23 protein-coding genes and 1 pseudogene are annotated in these 18,539 nt (G+C 56.4%); 12 read left to right on the top strand and 12 right to left on the bottom strand.

Going from position 1 to position 18,539, the window contains the following annotated elements; genetic code table 11:
- Window positions 1–310: pseudogene (locus RY113_RS17820) on the top strand (hypothetical protein); the annotation flags it as partial.
- A 233-nt stretch (window positions 311–543) separates the two neighbouring features.
- Entirely contained in the window at window positions 544–1,020 is a 477-nt protein-coding gene (locus tag RY113_RS17825; protein ID WP_315915707.1) for a GNAT family N-acetyltransferase, read from the top strand.
- 400 nt (window positions 1,021–1,420) lie between these two features.
- On the opposite strand, the gene RY113_RS17830 is transcribed toward RY113_RS17825, so the two are convergent.
- The gene (locus RY113_RS17830; protein ID WP_315915709.1) at window positions 1,421–1,810 is read right to left on the bottom strand and encodes a tautomerase family protein; all 390 of its coding nucleotides are present in this window, start codon (window positions 1,808–1,810) and stop codon (window positions 1,421–1,423) included.
- A 196-nt stretch (window positions 1,811–2,006) separates the two neighbouring features.
- Window positions 2,007–2,486 (bottom strand): hypothetical protein, encoded by a 480-nt coding sequence (locus RY113_RS17835; RefSeq protein WP_315915710.1) that lies wholly within the window; start codon window positions 2,484–2,486, stop codon window positions 2,007–2,009.
- Between the two features lie 582 nt (window positions 2,487–3,068).
- On the opposite strand from RY113_RS17835, the gene RY113_RS17840 reads away from it, so the two are divergent.
- Entirely contained in the window at window positions 3,069–3,644 is a 576-nt protein-coding gene (locus RY113_RS17840; protein ID WP_315915711.1) for a sigma-70 family RNA polymerase sigma factor, read from the top strand.
- A 279-nt stretch (window positions 3,645–3,923) separates the two neighbouring features.
- Here the strand turns inward: RY113_RS17840 and RY113_RS17845 are convergent, their stop codons facing one another.
- From RY113_RS17845 to RY113_RS17875, 7 genes are all read right to left on the bottom strand, one after another.
- Window positions 3,924–4,433, bottom strand: a complete 510-nt coding sequence (locus RY113_RS17845) for a hypothetical protein (protein WP_315915712.1) — start codon at window positions 4,431–4,433, stop codon at window positions 3,924–3,926.
- Window positions 4,434–4,444: 11 nt separating this feature from the next.
- Window positions 4,445–4,942, bottom strand: coding sequence for a hypothetical protein (locus RY113_RS17850; RefSeq protein WP_315915714.1), 498 nt, complete (start codon window positions 4,940–4,942; stop codon window positions 4,445–4,447).
- 509 nt (window positions 4,943–5,451) lie between these two features.
- Window positions 5,452–5,853: a hypothetical protein gene (locus RY113_RS17855; protein ID WP_315915715.1), complete on the bottom strand. Its 402-nt coding sequence runs from the start codon at window positions 5,851–5,853 to the stop codon at window positions 5,452–5,454.
- A 580-nt stretch (window positions 5,854–6,433) separates the two neighbouring features.
- Entirely contained in the window at window positions 6,434–6,661 is a 228-nt protein-coding gene (locus RY113_RS17860) for a hypothetical protein (protein ID WP_315915716.1), read from the bottom strand.
- A gap of 139 nt (window positions 6,662–6,800) precedes the next feature.
- Complete coding sequence (locus RY113_RS17865; RefSeq protein WP_110106860.1) at window positions 6,801–7,151, bottom strand: hypothetical protein; 351 nt, start codon at window positions 7,149–7,151, stop codon at window positions 6,801–6,803.
- A 146-nt stretch (window positions 7,152–7,297) separates the two neighbouring features.
- The gene (locus RY113_RS17870) at window positions 7,298–8,002 is read right to left on the bottom strand and encodes a GNAT family protein (RefSeq protein WP_315915718.1); all 705 of its coding nucleotides are present in this window, start codon (window positions 8,000–8,002) and stop codon (window positions 7,298–7,300) included.
- 177 nt (window positions 8,003–8,179) lie between these two features.
- Entirely contained in the window at window positions 8,180–9,166 is a 987-nt protein-coding gene (locus tag RY113_RS17875) for an AraC family transcriptional regulator (protein ID WP_315915719.1), read from the bottom strand.
- An 80-nt stretch (window positions 9,167–9,246) separates the two neighbouring features.
- Between RY113_RS17875 and RY113_RS17880 the strand changes: the two genes are divergently transcribed.
- Window positions 9,247–10,089, top strand: a complete 843-nt coding sequence (locus RY113_RS17880; RefSeq protein WP_315915720.1) for an NmrA family transcriptional regulator — start codon at window positions 9,247–9,249, stop codon at window positions 10,087–10,089.
- Window positions 10,086–10,574: an anthrone oxygenase family protein gene (locus tag RY113_RS17885; RefSeq protein WP_315915722.1), complete on the top strand. Its 489-nt coding sequence runs from the start codon at window positions 10,086–10,088 to the stop codon at window positions 10,572–10,574. The genes RY113_RS17880 and RY113_RS17885 overlap by 4 nt, the downstream gene beginning before the upstream one ends.
- Window positions 10,575–10,678: 104 nt before the next feature.
- Here RY113_RS17885 and RY113_RS17890 read toward each other — a convergent pair whose 3' ends face one another.
- Entirely contained in the window at window positions 10,679–11,260 is a 582-nt protein-coding gene (locus RY113_RS17890) for a helix-turn-helix domain-containing protein (protein WP_315915724.1), read from the bottom strand.
- 29 nt (window positions 11,261–11,289) lie between these two features.
- Here RY113_RS17890 and RY113_RS17895 point away from each other — a divergent pair, with 29 nt between their 5' ends.
- The 3 genes from RY113_RS17895 to RY113_RS17905 all read left to right on the top strand — a co-directional run bounded on the left by RY113_RS17895 (window position 11,290) and on the right by RY113_RS17905 (window position 13,010).
- A complete protein-coding gene (locus tag RY113_RS17895) occupies window positions 11,290–11,700 on the top strand; it encodes a VOC family protein (protein WP_315915725.1) in 411 nt (136 codons plus the stop codon).
- 254 nt (window positions 11,701–11,954) lie between these two features.
- The gene (locus RY113_RS17900; RefSeq protein WP_315915726.1) at window positions 11,955–12,512 is read left to right on the top strand and encodes a helix-turn-helix domain-containing protein; all 558 of its coding nucleotides are present in this window, start codon (window positions 11,955–11,957) and stop codon (window positions 12,510–12,512) included.
- 27 nt (window positions 12,513–12,539) lie between these two features.
- A complete protein-coding gene (locus tag RY113_RS17905; protein WP_315915727.1) occupies window positions 12,540–13,010 on the top strand; it encodes an IS30 family transposase in 471 nt (156 codons plus the stop codon).
- Between the two features lie 3 nt (window positions 13,011–13,013).
- Here the strand turns inward: RY113_RS17905 and RY113_RS17910 are convergent, their stop codons facing one another.
- Complete coding sequence (locus tag RY113_RS17910) at window positions 13,014–13,781, bottom strand: IS3 family transposase (RefSeq protein WP_315915728.1); 768 nt, start codon at window positions 13,779–13,781, stop codon at window positions 13,014–13,016.
- A gap of 244 nt (window positions 13,782–14,025) precedes the next feature.
- A complete protein-coding gene (locus RY113_RS17915) occupies window positions 14,026–14,202 on the bottom strand; it encodes a helix-turn-helix domain-containing protein (protein WP_170120978.1) in 177 nt (58 codons plus the stop codon).
- A 449-nt stretch (window positions 14,203–14,651) separates the two neighbouring features.
- On the opposite strand from RY113_RS17915, the gene RY113_RS17920 reads away from it, so the two are divergent.
- The 4 genes from RY113_RS17920 to RY113_RS17935 form a co-directional block, all read left to right on the top strand.
- On the top strand, window positions 14,652–14,945 hold the full coding sequence (locus RY113_RS17920; protein WP_315915731.1) for a lactococcin 972 family bacteriocin: 294 nt from the start codon (window positions 14,652–14,654) through the stop codon (window positions 14,943–14,945).
- A 227-nt stretch (window positions 14,946–15,172) separates the two neighbouring features.
- A complete protein-coding gene (locus RY113_RS17925) occupies window positions 15,173–17,128 on the top strand; it encodes a hypothetical protein (RefSeq protein ID WP_315915732.1) in 1,956 nt (651 codons plus the stop codon).
- Window positions 17,129–17,142: 14 nt separating this feature from the next.
- Window positions 17,143–17,796 (top strand): ABC transporter ATP-binding protein, encoded by a 654-nt coding sequence (locus tag RY113_RS17930; protein ID WP_110106786.1) that lies wholly within the window; start codon window positions 17,143–17,145, stop codon window positions 17,794–17,796.
- A gap of 564 nt (window positions 17,797–18,360) precedes the next feature.
- A partial coding sequence (locus RY113_RS17935) for a recombinase family protein (protein WP_315915734.1) occupies window positions 18,361–18,539 on the top strand: 179 nt, incomplete at its 3' end.

Genomic DNA, 18,539 nt, shown 5'->3' on the forward strand with positions numbered 1-18,539 from the left:
CGCCACTGCGGACACCCCGATCCAGATTACGCATCGTGTGAATGAGTTCAATTTGGTGGCGGCGATTATTGCCAAGACACGCATGGTGGGCCTGTTGCCTCGGTACACCGGATTGATTCCATACTTTCGGGAGCACGTGGTGCTGCGCCCAATCGAGGGCCTTGCCTTGGCCCGTAACATCGATATCCTGACGAGGCCTGAAGCACGAACACGGGTGAGTACGCGCACCGTGATCGAGAGGGTCATCAAGATCGCTGAAGCGACACGTGGTCTCGCCGAGAAGCAATCCAATCCGCGGACAGACCGATAAGAGATTGATCGGGCCATCAGCACCGAAAACTGTGCTTCCTTAGCAATCCGTTCCGTTTTCGAATGCATGCACAACACCTCACAACAATGGGGGAGGTGCGACGGCCGATTGAATTCGCCAACCCTCTGTGGGAACCTTTGCTGTACGTCGTGGATCCGTATTCTAGGGCGCTACTTGCTAGCATTATTTCGTTCAATTTTCGGGGTGCTAGAAACCCTCGATACGATTGAGGAATGACACTTACAATTCGACCCATTGAAGCCCGTGACGCCACGGTATGGGCAGAGCTCTACTCGGGATACCGCGCTTTTTATAACCAGACACCAAGCCCGGAAATTGTCGAGAACGCATGGAAGTGGATTTTGGGGAAAGAACACGGTCTGCTGGGGCTAGTTGCCGTCAAAGAATCCGATACCCCGATTGCACTGGCGAATCTGCGTTGGTTCGCGCGCCCAGACGACGGTGATTTCGCAATGAATCTCGACGATCTTTTTACCGCACCTGAAGCCCGAGGTACCGGTGCTGCAAGTGCCCTTTTGCGACATGCCGCCTCCGTAGCCTCAAGCCAGGGTGCTAACGTCGTCCGGTGGATCACGGCAGCCGACAATGCCACTGCTCGGCGTCTGTACGATGCGAAAGCGAAAGCTACTCCGTGGGTCACTTATGACATGAAGATCGCCCCAAAGGGGGAAGATGGCGTTCTTCTGTAAATTTTTTTCCATCGCCAGGTGTTGCTATGTAAATAGAATACGGGGCAGCTCATAAATAGAATTTACCTTTTAAACTACTCAGCGCATGGGGGAAAATCATCTGAGGTCGCTTGAATCTGACGTGCCGATGCCTCAAGTAAATACTGCCCCCTTTGAGGCATCAGCAAGGAACGTATTCATTGGTTGCGGGCCAAATGCTTTTAGCATCGCGTTCGCACGTCTGGTCGTGGAACTTTCTGTTGGACGCGAAGGTGGTGATCTACCAACCCGGACTTTCGCTGTGCAACCTTCACTCCACTTTGCCGCGAAATGTCGGAGGTGCAATTTTCGGAAGTTTCCGTTCGCTCACCTATGAAGGAGCGTAATTAATTGATCCTGCACTGGAATATGGCGCTGTTGATCAGATTTCAATCTTGTAGTTAAGAGCAAGGTCAGCGGCATTGACTCCTCTGATGCCCCAGTTCACTTTGGGCGTCTCGGTGATCGTAATCTCAACACTGTGCGGCGCGATGCCGGCTTCTACACCGATGCGATGAAAGAGTTCCTCGATCAGGGTCCGCTTCGCGTCTTCGGACCGACCCTCGAACATGGAAATTTCGATGATGGTGTAGTCGCTGCCTCGATCCTCAGGATGGACAAAGTCTTCATCGTCGAGCGCAATAAACCGGTGAAAGCATTTGTCGGCAGGATACTCGAGGGCGACCATGATCGCTCCGTGAATCGCTCTTGTCAGCGCTGTCCGCTTGAGGTTGATTGTCCTTCGATGCCCGTAAACTACGATTTGTGCCATGCAAGGACGATACCGCAGGCGCCGCCAGCTGCTCCTGCGAGGTGTCCCATAGCGACATAGCCAAACTGTCCCGTTAGTCGGGTCGGCACACGGTTCGCTGAAACCAGGGCAGCGCCTTTGAAAGGTCTGTGTTGGCCGTGTCCCAATGGGGAACCCCAGACTGAACGGTACCTACGTCAGACTTCCCTCGCCGAGGTCAAAGCTGTGCCATACGACTGCGTGCCCAAAGACTGCCGACGATTGCAATCGTTATAGCTACCAGACCAGATATCACTAACGGGCCCGCCAGCCAGTCGCGATAGACAAACGTATCATCGACTGCCACCACGTGTGCGACGGCATTGCTGACCACGACCGCAGGAAATAGCGAGAAAACGGCGGGCACCCCATAGGCCAGAAATGCATGGATCCATGCCGGCCCCGCCCTACGGGGCAACAGCCAACCCGCTAGGAGGACCGTGCAAGACCAGAAGACCAGGGCCAGAACGTTTCCGAAGTTTGAACCGACTTGGAACAGTACATAGGAATCTACGATACCCATTCCGGAATTAGTCGGAGCGATCAGGAAAATGGACACAAATCCAATCAGCCATGACACCACTGCTGCTGCCCACACCATCCAAGAAATCCGACGGTTGGCGTCTGCAGATTGCGTCCCGATGCTGAGCATGTTCACACACGTCACTGTAGTCCGTGGCGGGTCAACATCGCGGCGATGGTCCCGAAAGAGAAGTCCCACCAAGAGACATTCAAGGCGTCCCATAAGCCGGTCGGCCGGTGGTGCGCTTAGGGAGCAAACTCGGTTTGCACCCATGTCAGCCTGTCATGTTCCGCTGGGGAACCTTGAGCGGAAACCCTGGTTACTTACAGGCTGAAGCCGGAGGAACCCAGAGTCTACAAGGGAACAACAACGGCAGCTACACCCCGGGCTGCCATGGGCCATCGTAGGACGATTACTTGATCTTTCTGGTTGAATCACGGCACTGGCTGCCAACAATGCAGATAAAAGGCTGACGATGACAACAGTTCCCCAAACTGCGGGACTGAAGCGGGCATCCGGGCTGCAGCTGGATGGTGCAGGGTAGATGGCCGGGCAGATCGTCGACAGTTGTGGGGCTGTCCAAGTGAGCCACAGGGAAGCAGCGGATACGACTGCTGCGCCAACGGTTCATTCACTGCGACGCGTAACACCTGGTAATGCAACATTTTCAGCAACAGCTTCGAGCGCTTTTCGTGTGAAGCTTGCCTTCCTTACATTATGTACGTATCTACAGCCACGGAAGAGCTGCCGGTGACTCACACCAAGGACTACCCCCAAGACCTCCGCCAACTACTGGAACTCGCCACCGCCGGGGATACCCAGGCTTTTGAACTTCTCTATGCGCAGACCGCCGGGCACATATACCCGCTCGTGAGAAGAATCCTCAAGAACTCGGTCGACAGTATGCAGACTGTCCAAGACATATACGTCAGAATCTGGGCACACCTCGCAGATTACGACCCAGCACAGTCAACCCCGCAAACCTGGGTCATGTCCATCGCACACCGCATGGCTGTTGATCAGCTCCGAAAAAGCCAAGCAATGACCATCACCGGCACCACAGAACGAGCCCATCCACTCCTCAACCACTTATCGGAACGCACCGCTCATCCAACAATCCTGGCCGAGTTGACTACCATCCAAAGTGAAGCAATCTACCTCGCCTACTTTGAAGGCCGCACCACCGCCGATATTGCCGCAGCATTAGGCCTGGATCAGGATCTTGTCCATCTGAACCTCCGTGAAGGGCTCCTCAAGGTAACGGCCAGATTCAAACACTCCAGCCGTACCTAAGACCGAAAACAACACCCCTGGCAGCGAGTGCCCCAGTCCCAACAATCTAGCGGGACAACCTTCGCCAGAATTGTTTCGTACCGACTAATGGACCCGAAAGCTACTCGTTGTCACGGCAATTCTTTCAAGATCCAGCATCGCTAATTTCGCGCCGATCGGCACAAGTGTCCAGTGGATTCGATAGTCTCGTCCTCTTGTGGCCGAGGTGCCTGAGACTGGTGTGTGGTCCGACACCGGGTTGTGATCGCGCGATTCGTTCTCTGCGCGAGGGGTCCGACGTCAGTCGGGGGTGTAGGGGCTGATCTTCAGCTGGTCAACTCCGTGATCGTGCAATGCCTTGACGACACGCTGCGTGGCGATGAAAGCAGAGTTTTGATATGGCTGGCCGTAGAGGTTCTGGATGTCAGAGCCCGCGGACGGATCGGTCGCGAAGCCGGTGTATCCCTCGAGAGGCGAGCCGGCGTGGTCTCGAACCTCGACGTCGAAGGTTCGGTAACCGGTGACCTCAGCGGCGCGAAGTGCCTCGATGAAACGAGTGGAGGCAATCTTTAACGCTATCCCACCTGTCCACAGCAGGTCACCGTACTTCTTGCCTCCGTTGTACGGAGCAAGCCATACCGGGAACGGAAGTTCTTCAGGACGCCAGTCCACGATGAACGGGTAGACACTGGTGACACCGTCGGGCATGTACCAGGGTTCTCCGGTGATCTTCGGCTTACCTTGTCCGTAGACGTCGAGCCACACGTCGTTGCGTCGTGATCTGGCCTCAATGCGAAACCACTCGGACAAGCTCTCACCTTTCAGCAACGGACGTACCTCGCGTAAACGGCCGTAATCGACGTGTTGAACTGAAGCACGGTTGCCTTCGTCGCGTTCAGGTTCTGGTCAATCCATCTCTGCCAGTCACGGTTGTACGCCGCGGAAAGATCGGAGTGGTTGTTGGCCACCCCAGCAGCCAAACCCCACCACAAACCGAAGCTCGGGTCGTGGATCAGAATTCCCTTGGCGCCGAAGTACGTACTGAAAGCCTCGGGCATGGTGTGGTGCTCCTGGCACCGCGACCCGCGGTCGTAACCGGTTCGCTGGATCAGGTTGAACCGAAAATTCGCCGACGTATACGGCCTGTATTCTGCCGCCGCCATCAGGGCTGTATCTTGACCCTGGGTCGCGGCAACGGTGGTGACGCCTACCGTTGTTTCCGACGTGAGCGATGGAGCGGACGCTGCCTGGCCTGACATCCCGAAAACTACTGCCATCAGGATGGCAGCACTCGACGTACAAAACTTACGGATCTTCATGGGGTCCCCCCTGCCCTATGTGTCGTGACGATCGCTACCAATAATCACCGACGACACAAATTTAGCCATTGCCCTAAGCGTTACACAAGAGCTCGCTTTCCGGAAAATACCCTCGGTCTTCCATGCGAGTGGCCGATCGCCCACCGTCCCACCCTCGCAAGAAGCACCCGCAAGAGGTCCGTCCGGATAGGCATTTCGGACCGTCCCACAAGCCGGTCGGCAAATGGTTCACTGAAACCAGGACAGCGACTTTGAGCGGTCCGAGTTGCTCTTGTTTCAATGAGGAACGTCCTGCGGGACGGGTGCAAGCCAAGAAAGCCACCGCCGTTCGCTTCACGGACAGCGACTCTGAAAGCAAATCCTGTGACGCCCCCCGCTGAAGACGCTGGCCCATCTAGTTTCATGGGCTCAATGTTGAAGCAGATTCTCAGCTTGATGAGTCATACATGAATTCTCTGGATTGTTGCTGCGGAGCGAACAGTGTCGTCAGCGCTGGACTGCTTGCCGCGTCAGGAGCCGTCCCCGATGCGCTGCGCCACCAAATGCGCGATGGCCAGGCTTTGCGACTCCGGCATGTTCGGGTCACGAATTTCGACGTCGGCATCAATTAGGTCCCACCGGCGCAGTTCTCCGACGACGAAACGCCATGAAGCGAACGGCAGTGCGATCGCAATCTCCTCTCCTTGGGGTGGCCAGCCACCCCAGCCGTCTTCGACTCTCGGGTGAGCGCGTGCTGCTTCCCAGCCCGCTTCCCGGACGTTTTGGCCTTGGTCAACGCGGCGGTTGTCGCCATCTGTGGCAGCCATGACGACGGTGTTGTCGATTGTGCCATCGATGATTTGCCAGTCCTCGACGGGCATAGCTATCAAGATTGGCTCTATGGTTGCGTTCTCTGCTTCAGGGGCTGTCATATCTTCAGTATGGGTAATGACGCCGGGTTTTTGCTCAGGCTAGCCGCTGTTGTTTGTGGCCGTTTCCTGGAGCTGAGCACAGTGTGTAGCCTCCCGCATGGGCGCTTTGTCGCGCAACGAGGCAAGATTGCCGGTTCATGCCGAGGGAATCAATTCAAAGTCCGTCCCGTAGCGCGAACCCCTACCGGGGCGGTGGGTATGGCGTGAGGCATTCCGATTCGTAGGGTGCCATTTTTGCCGGCGATGTCATTTGCGTGAACGATCTTTCCTTGTCGCCAGGACTATGACCACAGGGCACCCGACAAGCAGTGCGGCGTAGAGCCTCTGAAAGAGTGCCCCATTTCCGATGAAGATCATCACCAGGCTGAGAGCAGCTAAGAAGGAAAAGCCAATTTTCCATGCTCTCAAAATGTTCTCCTATGGTCGTATGCTCCAGTAGACACTGGATGGCCTAAATGGGGAACCTCCTGCAGTACAGCGCTTCGGGCGGCAGGAAATTGTGACACTGAATGTCCACTTCTGAGCAAAGTGTGCGGAGATCCTGACTGACGGATTCGGCAGCGTTAACGACTGACGATTCTCATCTACTTGATCGCCACTTCTTGTAGGCACTGGGCAGGAAAATAAGGACCAAGACCACGATGGCGATGCTCGGTACCAAGACACCCAGATTGGGGTTGCCCGCGGACCCAAAGATAACGAGCAGCATGCTAACGATTCCGAGCACTAGTAGTGAGATGTGAATCCAGAACATGGCTCGCCAGAATCTCAAGTCGCTCTTCCGGCTGGCTGCTTCCAAATCCACCATGAGCCCACCCTAGAACGCCAGCAAGAATTTGGATAGCAGCGAAGTGCGTCCCGAAAGGGGTGTCCCGTTTAGACGATGCCAAAGCGTCCCGCAAGCCGGTGGGCCACCGAACGCCAAGCGCCAGAAGTGACTGCCCCACCTAGGAAACGAAGACGACCGCACCTGGCTCGCCATACGTCTGCCGATGTACGACGCCATCGTGGGGGTTCCATGAAGCCGACTTGAATCCCTCAATCCTCAAAGCCGGATATTTCTCGAACTCCGTCTTGACGATGGTCACGTTGCCTTCAAAAATCAGTTCCCTTCCACCTTCAATCTCGATTTTGAGTCCATCCGGAAGATCCACGGCGGAGGTGAGTGCGAAGAGGGAATCTAAAGGCCTCCCGTACCAACCGTCTGGTAGCACCAAGCCAGCCCGTCCGTGCTTTTCGAAAAAACGCTCGACTATATGGGCAGGCGGACCAAGAGTCATCCAGGGCTTACGGGTCATAGGTCGATCCTACCGATGGGCTTCTTTCACCGGACCTGCCCTCTGTCGCCCCGGCGATGTTCGTAGCAACGCCATGTGCGGTTGCTTCAGTCCGCCCTCACTGATGCCCATAAGCCGGTCGGTGCGCGGTTCGCTGGACCGCGGCGTCACTTTTGATGGATCGCTGTTGGCCGCATTCCAGAGGGGAGCGGTCTGTGGGACAGGATTCTCGGTAGAGGATGTACTTGGACGCTCATCTTCAGGGGTGGATAGGGCATTGACGATCCGGATGAGCTATCGGCTATGCACTCTTTCTGGGCTTGTGCCGGTTCAAATTCGCGGGCAAGTATCGCATAAACATACTCCGAACCCCATCGATCGCCGTCGCGGTCATTCTCGATGAGGTGGGCTTCCTCTCGCATTCCCAAACGCTCACACAATCGTCGTGAGGCGTCGTTCTCTGCGTCCAGACGAGCAAATACCCGATGAGCGTTCTCAGCTGTAAACAGGTAGGTAAGTAGCGTCTTCGCTGCTTCTGTCGCGTAACCCCGACCCGCGCTGCCTGGGTCAAAGATCCACCCGATCTCAATTTGACGGGCGTGAGGATTCTCCAACGTGGCAACGACTTCGCCTAAGAGAATGTTGTCTACGTTCCTGACCACGGCGAATAGCAGGCGATCCCCAGGACTCTCAAAACGTCGTTCTCTATTGACCAAAGCCGACTCGCGAGTTGCCTCAGGAGTCAGCGGTGAGCGGTAGAGATAGCGAGCAACCTCCGGCAGCGCTTGATAGTGAATTCGGGCATCAAGGTGATGTTCAGTGAATGGCTGGAGCGATACTCGATTGCTTGTGAGAGTAAAAGTTTCGGACATCGCACCATCCTATATAGCGAGCGTCAGGGTATGCGGAGGATCGAAACGATCGTCCGCAGTGCCCATCTCGTATGCCGAACCGGTCTGCGGGACGTTTGGCGAACCCTAGGCGAGGAGATATTCGCTGAATCAGGCGGGTCCATGGAAGGAGTTTTGTCGGGTGGTTGGCCTGGATTTTCACCGGCGGGGCGAGCTTCCGGTTGGGGAGAGAATCGTCACTGCAGTAGCTATTGGATAGGTTCGGTCTCTGTATCGGGTTGGACTCACCCCGAATCTTCTCTTGAAGGCAGTACTCAAGGCGAAAGGACTTCCATACCCGACTTGGGTAGCGATCTGCGTGGTTGTGAGCCGTGGGTCGGCAAGCAGTTCGCTTGCAAGGAGCATCCGCCAGTTCGTTAGGTAAGTCATGGGTGGTACGCCCACGGTGGCGCGGAACCTGTTCGCCAGGGTTGCCCGAGATACGTTGAGGTGCTGTGCGATTGATTCAAGGCTCCAGGGCTCGGCGGGGGATCCATGGAAGAGCGTTAGCGTTTGGGCACTGATGGGGTCGGTACCACCGGCGAGCCAGCCTCGTGCCGACTTGGGGTTGAGTGTGGCCCATGCGCGGATTGAATGGACGAGCAGCACATCCAGTAGCCGGTCGATGACGCTGCCTTGTCCTGGTGCCTCGGTGGTGATTTCTCCTTCAAGGAAGTCCAACAGGGATGGGTTGATGTGACCGGAAGGAACTACAGCTATGTTGGGTAATGCGTTCGTGACGGCCGCGCCAACCTCCGCCTCGGTTTCGTAGGTGCCGATGAGCATCGTCGTTGCACCTGAACAGGCGTTTCCCCAGGTGCGTATTCCATGCGTCAGACTTGTATGAACATCTTCTCCGGAAGGGGACGTGCACCGCTTCCCGGGATGAATAATCACATCCGGGGCGCGGGAGAAGTCATCTGTCACGGTATACGGGTCTGGGCCCCGGACGAGAACAACGTCGCCTTGCTTCAACAAGATTCGTTCGTTATTTGCTTCCAGGGATGCGGTGCCTGACATCATGGCCATGACAGTCAGGGGTGCTTGATCCTGTACCAGAATGGACCAACCAGGTGACATGACCATACGGAGCCCAAAGGCACGGCGCGCCCGTGGGCCATCTAAGAGATGCGTCAACGGGTCCATGGAACAAATATAGACGATCACGCATGAATCTACACCTTTGAACTATTCACAGTCCGGGTTAAATGCGATTGGCTGGTGCCATGACTAATCATAATGTCCTTGTACTTGGTGGAACCGGCCGCACTGGTGGCCGCATCGTTCGTCGTCTTCACGAGCGCGGCATCCAAACCCGCGTCGCTTCTAGGCAAGGGAAAACCCCGTTCATATGGGAGGACCGCTCTACCTGGAAGGATGCGCTCCTTGGAGTCTCTGCTGCCTATATCTGCTACTCTCCGGATCTGGCGTTTCCCGGGGTATCAGAACTGATCGGGGAGTTCGCTGAGCAGGCGCGCAACTCGGGCGTGAATCGCTTGGTGCTGCTCTCAGGTCGCGGGGAAGAGGGAGCCTTGGCGAGCGAAAGAGCAGTGCAAGAGAGCGCCGCAGAATGGACGATCATCCGCTCTGCATGGTTTGCCCAGAATTTTAGCGAGCATTTCCTCCTCGGTCCTGTTCTGCGCGGGCGGCTCATACTCCCTGCCGGTGACGTCCTGGAACCATTTATCGATATTGACGATCTTGCCGAGATCGCAAGCAAAGCACTCATCGAGCAGGGCCATGCGGGGACCGTGTACGAGGTGACCGGGCCCAGGCTGTTATCCATGTACGACGTGGCAGCCGAGATCTCCGCAGCCTCCGGACGCCACATTGATTACTCACCCAGCACGGCTGAGGAATTCGTAACCGACCTCGCCCAAGACGGTATCCCGCACGAGGATGCCCAGCCCCTCGCCGAACTCTTCGAATCGATCCTCGACGGACGCAATGCCTCCCTCACCGACGATCTGGAATCTGCCCTTGGCCGGCCCGGGACAGACTTCACCGAATACGCCCGCCGCGTTGCTGCCTATGGCACCTGGAACCTGCGCAGTGAGGCACGTGCATGACCAGCACGTTCATATCCGCCGTCACGATCACCTCAGCTCTAGGAGCAGGGGCCACCGGAGGGATCTACTTCGCCTTCTCGGCGATTGTCATGCCCGCACTTCGTACCCTGCCCGTAACCGATGCCGTCACTGCCATGCAACATATCAACGACAGCGCGGTCCGCCTGCCCTTCATGACCGTTTTCTTCGCTGGGGCAGCCGCCTCCGTCGCCGTGGTCGTTTCCGAAACAGCAACAGGTGGTGCCGCGCTAGAAAATCCAAGCCGCATGGTTGGCGCTGCCTTGGCCCTCGCCTCGTTCGGCATCACCGTCGCACGCAACGTTCCCCTCAACAATGCCCTCGCCCGGGTTGCCCCTGATTCCCTGGAATCCGCAGCGCAATGGACTGCTTTTGAACGTCGCTGGAGTACAGCGAACCTTCTGCGGGGATCGACCGCAATATCCGCGACGATCCTTCTGGTAGGTTCGCTATCAAGAGCGTCATGATCACCCCTATGTAGTTAAGTAGCCTCCTGCGGGACTCCTTACTTGCAGGACGTGACCTTCTCAGAATGTCTATTCGCGGCAAAGACCGGTCGCGCCGCTGCCCGTCATGGGGTGGGAGCCACAACCTGGTCAATGAGGAAAAGCATCGCTGCCCGGACCGCTTTCTTGTCGTCTCCGCCGTCAATATCCAGTGCTGCCCGATCAAATGACGCCGACAACAAGTTCGTTAGGGCAGCGACATGGCGACCGGGCATTGCGGCTTCGAGCCCTTCACGTAGCGATGCAGCGGCATGGCCCTCATCTATTGTGGCCATCCTGTCCGCACCGAGCGCTGCAGGGCCTTCGATAAGTAGGAGGCGAGTCCGTCCCTGAACGGCCATTGCATCGAGGTAGGCCACGCTGCCGACTCGTAAAGCGTCGACGGGGCTAGTGTTGGCCGGCGCGGCTTTCTCTATCTCCTCTGCGACTTGGCGGGCCTCCTCCTCGAGCACTGCATGCAGGACCTCGGCCTTATCCCTGAAGTGGTGATATAGCGCGCCTCGGGTCATTCCTGCCCGTTCAACCAGCTCTGGTGTGGATGTGGCGGCAAACCCTTTCTCAACGAAAAGTGACCGTGCTGCGACAAGCAGAGCCTGTCTGGTCTGGGCGCTGCGCTGGGCGTTTGGTTGGACTCGAACTTTTTGCATACATACAGTCTGTATGTTACTTTTCTTGCATGCAACTCATAACGAGCTCCTATCCCGTAATCATGACCGATGATGTGGCTACCACCGCTGTCTTCTATCAGGAAAACTTCGGCTTCGAACAGCTGTTTTCTAGCGATTGGTACATCCACCTGCAACGCGGGGATCACGCCTTGGCCGTCTTGGACGGCCAACACGAAACCGTGCCCGAGGCGTACCGCGGAACCGCTTCCGGCATTCTGCTCAATTTCGAGGTCGATGACGTCGACGCTAGGTATGCCAAGTTCCTTGCCGCAGGCCTGCCAATAATCTCGCCATTACGCGATGAGGACTTTGGCCAGCGGCATTTCATTACCGCAGATCCCAACGGCGTATTGGTCGATGTCATAACACCTATCGCACCGAGCGCAGAGTTTGAAGCACAGTTCACGCAACCGTCCTAGATTCCCACCTCACATAGGACACTTGTGCATGACGGCGTGCAGATCAGACCCTTGCGTTAGTAGGACCTCAGCGTGTGGGCATCGTGGTTAGGCGATGGTTGAAGAAAAGCGACACTCGGCTCGCACTCATGGACGCATCGCACCACCTGTGGCTTTCAGCACTCCTCTGCACGACGCGTCAGAAGCCGGCTGATCAGCTGCACGTGTCCGTAGCAGGAACCTTGGGTTCGCGCGGTGATTGCAACACTTAGTGAATGAGTGCTGACATGGGAAAATATTCAATCCTTTACCGACCGGATCTTCTGCAGGTCTTTTGGGCTGGAATGCAGGCCGGCGATTTCATCACCGATGCTGTGATTCCCCTGAATACCAGTAGACGCACGGGGCGCACCGTCCTGGCCGCGGCCGGCGGTGTCCGTCCCCGCCGGGGCAGGAACCTCAAGGGCCGCTGCCTGACCTTTGAACAGCGTGAGGAGATTGCAGTGTTGCGTGCCCAAGGCCAGTCCCTGCGGCAGATCGGGGAAGTGATCGGACGTTCGGCTTCGACGGTATCCAGGGAACTGCGGCGCAACACCAAACCCGGCACTGCCTATCGGACAACCTCGGCCCACGTACTGGCCTACGAACGAGCTTCCCGTCCGAAACCGGCTAAACTCCACACGAATCTGGTGTTGCGTGCGATAGTCGAAGAAGACCTTGCCAAGAAGTATTCGCCGGAACAAATCGCGGGACGACTGCGCGTCCAGTTCCCCGACGAAATGGAGATGTGGGTGTCACCGGAAACGATTTACCAGTCCTTGTATGTCCAGTAGCGCGGAGCCTTAAACCGTGATCTGGCCGTGTGTTTACGCACCGGGAGGGCCGTGCGTAAACCGTGCCGCAAAGCCGGGCAGCGCAAGAATCGAATCCCGGGAATGATCAACATTTCCGAACGCCCCACAGAGGTGGAAGACCGCGCCGTTCCTGGCCACTGGGAAGGGGACCTCATCATCGGCAAAGGCAACCTCTCTGCCATCGGGACCCTCGTGGAGCGAAACACCAACTACACGATGCTCGTCCACCTGCCTAACGGGTACAAGGCCGAACAAATGCGCGAAGCCCTCACCGCAAAGATCAAAACCCTGCCAGAATCCCTGCGCCATTCCCTGACCTGGGACCAAGGCATCGAAATGCAGTCATGGAAGACGGTCAAGATGGATACCGGCATCGAGATCTACTTCTGCGACCCGCATTCGCCCTGGCAGCGAGGGATCAACGAAAACACCAACGGACTCTTGGAGTGGTCCCCGGAAGTTGGACGGGTTAATTAGACTCTACGTGATGGCCGTTTTGTTGGCACGGTATTCGTCGGGACTGAGGTAGCCGAGTCGCTTTTGGATGCGTGTGGTGTTCCACCACTGCATGTACTCGGATAGCCCTGCGTGGAACTGCTCGATGGTTTCGGGTTTCTGGATGCGGAACCATTCCTCTTTTAGATGACTGAAGAAGCCCTCCATCGCGGCGGTGTCGAGGCATGTTCCTTTTCGAGACATCGACTGGGTGAGTCCCGCGTCGTGCAACTCGTCTCTCCAGAGGGCGTGGCGATACTGAAATCCCTGATCCGAATGAACCAGAGGTTTCTCATTTGGCTGAAGGGTATTGATCGCGGCGCGGAGGCTATCAGTGACCATTTTTACGCTTGGAGAGGGCCCGGCAATAGCGGAGATAACCCTGTTGTCGTGGAGATCCAGGATGGGTGAGAGGTAAACCTTCGCGTTTCCGACGTTGAACTCAGTGACGTCCGTGGCCCACTTCGTATGCCGGAATTCTGTCGCGAACTGGCGGTTCAAGACGTTCTCGGCAGCCTCGCCGACCTCTCCGCGGAAAGAGTTATACCGTTTGCGGCGACGTACTGGGCACTGCAGCCCGAGGGCACGCATCAGTTTCAGCACGGTCTTCTTCGAAACCCGCCATCCCTGCCGTCGCAAGATAGCGAGGATTCGTCTGTGGCCATAGGCACTGTTTGCAGCTTCGAGGGTTGGCTTGTGAAAAAGTGAAATATCCGACGCTAAGGTTCTGTCGAGCGCCGTAGTGGTCTGCATTTGCCGGGTTTGATCTGGTTGTTGCGTGGCCAGGTGTAGTCGCCGGTGAGGTTGATGTGTTCCCATCCCAGGGGTGAGAGCATCTCCAGGGCTCAGGATTCCCGACATGGCGATTTAGCAGATGTATAGCCAAACGCAAACGGCCCACAATCTGCCGCGGCGTCCTGGACCTCCCCAGATCCTCCCTCAGCCGCGCGGCAAGGATCTGGTTCGTCTCGGTTTTCCGTGTCTCCGGGCGCCTGCGCTACCGCCCGGCAGAGCAGGCAGCACTCACGGGCCGGTAGCCACGGGTCTTCGTCGAGTTCCATCGACGTTCGCGCCAAATAGTGGTGTGGTCCCGGCCGAGATCAACACCGATCTGCCGATCCGACTTGCCAGCCAGGATGCCTACAGCGATGTCCGCCCGATCCGAAAACGACAACCCCTGCTTCCCGCCAGCAACTCCACTGCTCCGCCAACTTGTTGCTTCGAGGGTACGACACCGACCGCGCCTTGCCGCGTGAAATTGGTAATCCGTCAAAACCATTGCGGGTGTATCTTAGTTGTGCATGGCTGCTATATGGCGGGAAATCAACAATCTAGGCGAATGGTGGACAGGCCCACGGGGAGATTCGTGGCTGTTGTGCACGATAAACAATCAGAGATACCGGAACTTGAAATTAAGTAAAAGAAATTTCCAAGAAATATCTCACTCAATTCCGACAAGCCTGCTGTGAGTTGTTATAGTCAAGGTGAACTGACGGCAAATCTCAAGAGGTAGGTCTTCGATCGTCCGAGTTTTGAGCCAGGTCTGTGACTCTGCCTACTTCTATCCGCGCCAGCTCTTTACTACTCAAGTTACTACTCAAGCGATGTTCCCAAGGGGGAGAAATGTCCTTTAAGAAGAAATTTGCAATTCTTGGTCTCACGGCGGCCTTGTCGGCTGGTGCTCTTGCGCCCGCCATGGCGGCATCCATGAACGTTGGAGGGGGTGTGTTGGAGTATGGAACCAACGGTTCAGTGGCTTATTCTAACTACTTCCATGCACGAATGAACCACTACTCGACCGTTCAGGCCAACGGGGCGAACTATAGTTCAGGCTGCACTGTGGCCAATGCTTGGTCGTTCAAGTCCGTTACCCAAATCCCGGGCGTCAGCTACCAGTACTTCTACAATTTCTGCTAAATAACTCTAAAATAGCCCTCGCCCCCCGTAGCCGCGCTGACATCGGGTGGCAAGGGCTATTTTTGTTGTCATCGTATATTTTGCGTAGATTCCTCTTCCGAACGATAGAAGCATTGATGGTTCACAAGATTATTGGGTTTGTTCACTTTGTAATTGCAGTCTTTTCAGTATTACTTGCCTTAGGTTTCATGTCGGCTTCGGACGAGATCGTGCTCCAAGGTGCGGATATGAATCTCACCGTTGGGGGTGACGTCCAGAATGTTGATATGCGCGCTGCCTCGGCATTCATCCAGTCCGCAGCATTGGAACATCAGGGAAATATTGCCAGGCTTGTTCCTGATCTGCGCAACCCCACCTCTCACCGCAATCTATATCTGGCTGTGGGAGCTAGTTCGGCCAGTTCTGCTTCATGGATTGAGAAAGGATATCCGGATTTTACGCGATCTATGACCACAACGGTGCAGCCCTTCGCGAAGATCTCATCCTTGGATGTCCGCGGTCAATATGTTGTTTTTGGATCTAGTTCCTTGGAACAAGCAGTAATCACCGGGCTTCAGGGCATGGGACTGGAAGTTAGTACAGCGTCCGTTAGTCCATTGGAGACTTTCAAATGGTTCCTATCCACATCGGGGCTCGGAAACAGTTACATGGTCCTGGCCCTAATAGTCATTGTTAGCGCCGGAGCCGGGGTGATCCTCAATGCTAGAAGCTACGCTATTCAGCGGCTCCAGGGTGGCTCGTACTGGACATCCCTCGGTCGGGATCTAATTGCTTTGGCACGGTTCACAACACCGATTTACGCTGGACTCGCTGTGATCACATTAGTCGCACTGTACTTCTATAACTCACTCCATCAGGTTGCTGGATTCGCTTGGTTCGCTGCCCTGGTGGCTGCCAGCTTGTCGACAGCAGCCCTATTGACTCATGGTGGGGTGTTGCTGCTTGCTTGGAGGGTTCCCCTCATAGCTGCCGTAAAGGGACAAATCCCTGCGAAGAGCACCCTCGGCGCCGTCTACGTAGTCAAGATCGTCGCTTCCTTCCTTGCCTTTGGTATCGTTTCGGCGACTCTGGTCTTGGGCGGACAGGTCCTGGGGCAGCAAGAAAGCAAGGCTGTTTGGGCCGCCAACAGCGACCTCTCCATGCTTCAGTTCAAAACCAACCTGTCGCAGGAAGAATTCATGCAGCACGGTCAGCTCTTTGGTCAAGCTGCAAGGAAGGCCGACCGAGACGGGACCGTGGTTTTCGCCCAAATGTTCCCCTTTGAGGCGCTCCAGTCCTATGACCCGAATGGGTCGGTCGCCCCCGTGTCGGGACCGCCGGTGGTGTATGTCAATTCGACCTATCTCAAACGCGAAACTGTGCTTGACGCTCAGGGCCAACGAATCCTTCCATCAGACACTGTCCGGCTTTTGGTACCGAATTCATTGAAACCAGAGCTGGAAAAGATCTCCGAAACGGTTTCGTTCTCGATTGGCGTGGATCGCCCCGTAAAAGAGACCGTCCTCATTGCAGACGACCAGCGCATCAATGCCTTCTCCTCTTTCGACGGCATTCAAGCGGACACATCTTTTCCCAATGCAGTCGTCCTTGCGGTGCCCTCCGGCGGTACATGGATGCCCGATGGCGACTACTACGCGTACGCAACCAGTGGAGGGCTCCTGTTCACTGATCCGGAAGACATGATCGCCAGAACCGATCAGGCGGGAGCCTCAGGGTTTGTCACAGGATTCCGCCCAGCAGCTCTAGACGCAAGTGCCACTTTCCAAAAGGATGCGGCAGCCTTCCGCAACCACCTCTTCAGCATCGGCGCAGCACTCTTGGTCTTGCTGGTCACCTCCCTGGGCGCCGCTCTCGTCTACACCCGCAAGAACGCCCAAAGAATCTTTGTTAGCTTCATCCACGGTTGGCAGTCTTGGCAAGTCAACGCGTGGCTGCTAGCCGTAGAGTCCGCCGCAGCAATTGCACTGATCGGTTATGGGATCGCTCTGGCAGCAAAGGACGCAGCAGCGACAGCCGCCGGATCTACGGGAGCCACCTCACCTATCCTTCGAGAATCACAACCACTCGTACAATGGGCGCCTACCATCGCCCTAGCCATTGCACTCCTCAGCGTCACATTCACCCTACTCGCGCTGCGGGGCTATAAAACTTCACTGATCCGTTCACACTCGGCGGACGCATAGAAAGGAAGGATTCGATGATTTCTGCACACGGACTCACAAAGACGATCGGCCAACGCACTCTCTGGGAAGAACTCGATGTCACCGTCAATAGCGGTGAAATGATGGCCGTCCGCGGACCCAGTGGGTCGGGTAAATCCACGTTACTAAACTGCCTTGGTCTCCTCGAGCCCCTCACCGCTGGCCACGTGCTGATACAAGGTGCCAATACCACCTCTTACAACCAGCGTCAACAGCGCATCTTTCGCCGCGATACCCTCGGCTACCTATTCCAAAATTACGCCTTAATTGAAAACACGAGCATTCACGACAACCTCACCGTGGCCGGCGGAGAGAATCGCAAACTAAGCCGCACTGAGAAGCACAAGGTCTACGAAGAAGCGCTGGAACATGTTGGACTCACTGGACGTTCCAGGGACCTAGTTTACGAACTCAGTGGTGGCGAGCAACAGCGAGTGGCCCTCGCTCGGTTGCTCGTAAAAAAGCCCGTATTTATCCTGGCCGATGAACCCACCGGAGCCCTCGATGACGACAACGCAGACATGGTCATAAGTACCCTTCGCTATCTGGCCGAAAAGGGAGCAAGCATCCTCATCGCCACCCATAACGATCACGTCGAATCACGATGCGACACCAGTCTTGTCCTTGAATCCCGCGCACTAGTCCCATAGACCCAGCCAGCGAGGAATTGGCAGCAAAGAACGATGGTGGTGACAACTGACGAGATCTCGACTGTCCAAACGGGGGGTTCTCGTCTCCTAACAGGACAACTTAGGTGTTGACCGTCCCGTTGTTTCACGATGGTGCCGTGACGGCTTTTGACGAAGGTTGGTCAGTGAAATGCCCCGCCGGGCTGGTCCCGGCGGGGCATTTGTTGGGGTCGCCTACTGGTAGCGACTCCGAGTAGGGCTGGGAGCCGGCTTGGATGTGCATGGCCACGTCCCCGGAAGTTCGGGTCTCGCGTGACAGGAAAAACAGCAGACTGAGCAGGAAGAACCATATAGACAAAGTAGCCATCACAAGCGCACTGCCGGGCGTACATGTTGTGGTTGGGGTGGCTTGTGAATTCGTCGAGTATCCGGGCCAAGCCAAGCCTCCACGATGTCCGGTAACGAACGTTCGCGAGACATTCTGTCTTCGGTTTCGTGGCCCGCGGATTGCCGCAGCCGATTTTGTAACGTTTGCCGTGTACGCGTCAATGTAACGCTCAACCGGGTTGGTGATACATTTTGGTGATGCGAATCGGATATGGGCGTGTCTCAACACGCGATCAGCACCCCGAGGCCCAACACGACGCCCTGCGCGCGGCGAGCTGCGAGCAGGTGTTCCTCGACACCGCCTCGGGAAAACTCGCCCGCAGGCCCGAACTCGACAAGGCGCTGCTCTCGGCCAACCGGTCCGGCGACCAGCTTGT

Source organism: Arthrobacter sp. lap29, from assembly GCF_032458965.1.
Lineage (GTDB): Bacteria > Actinomycetota > Actinomycetes > Actinomycetales > Micrococcaceae > Specibacter > Specibacter psychrochitiniphilus.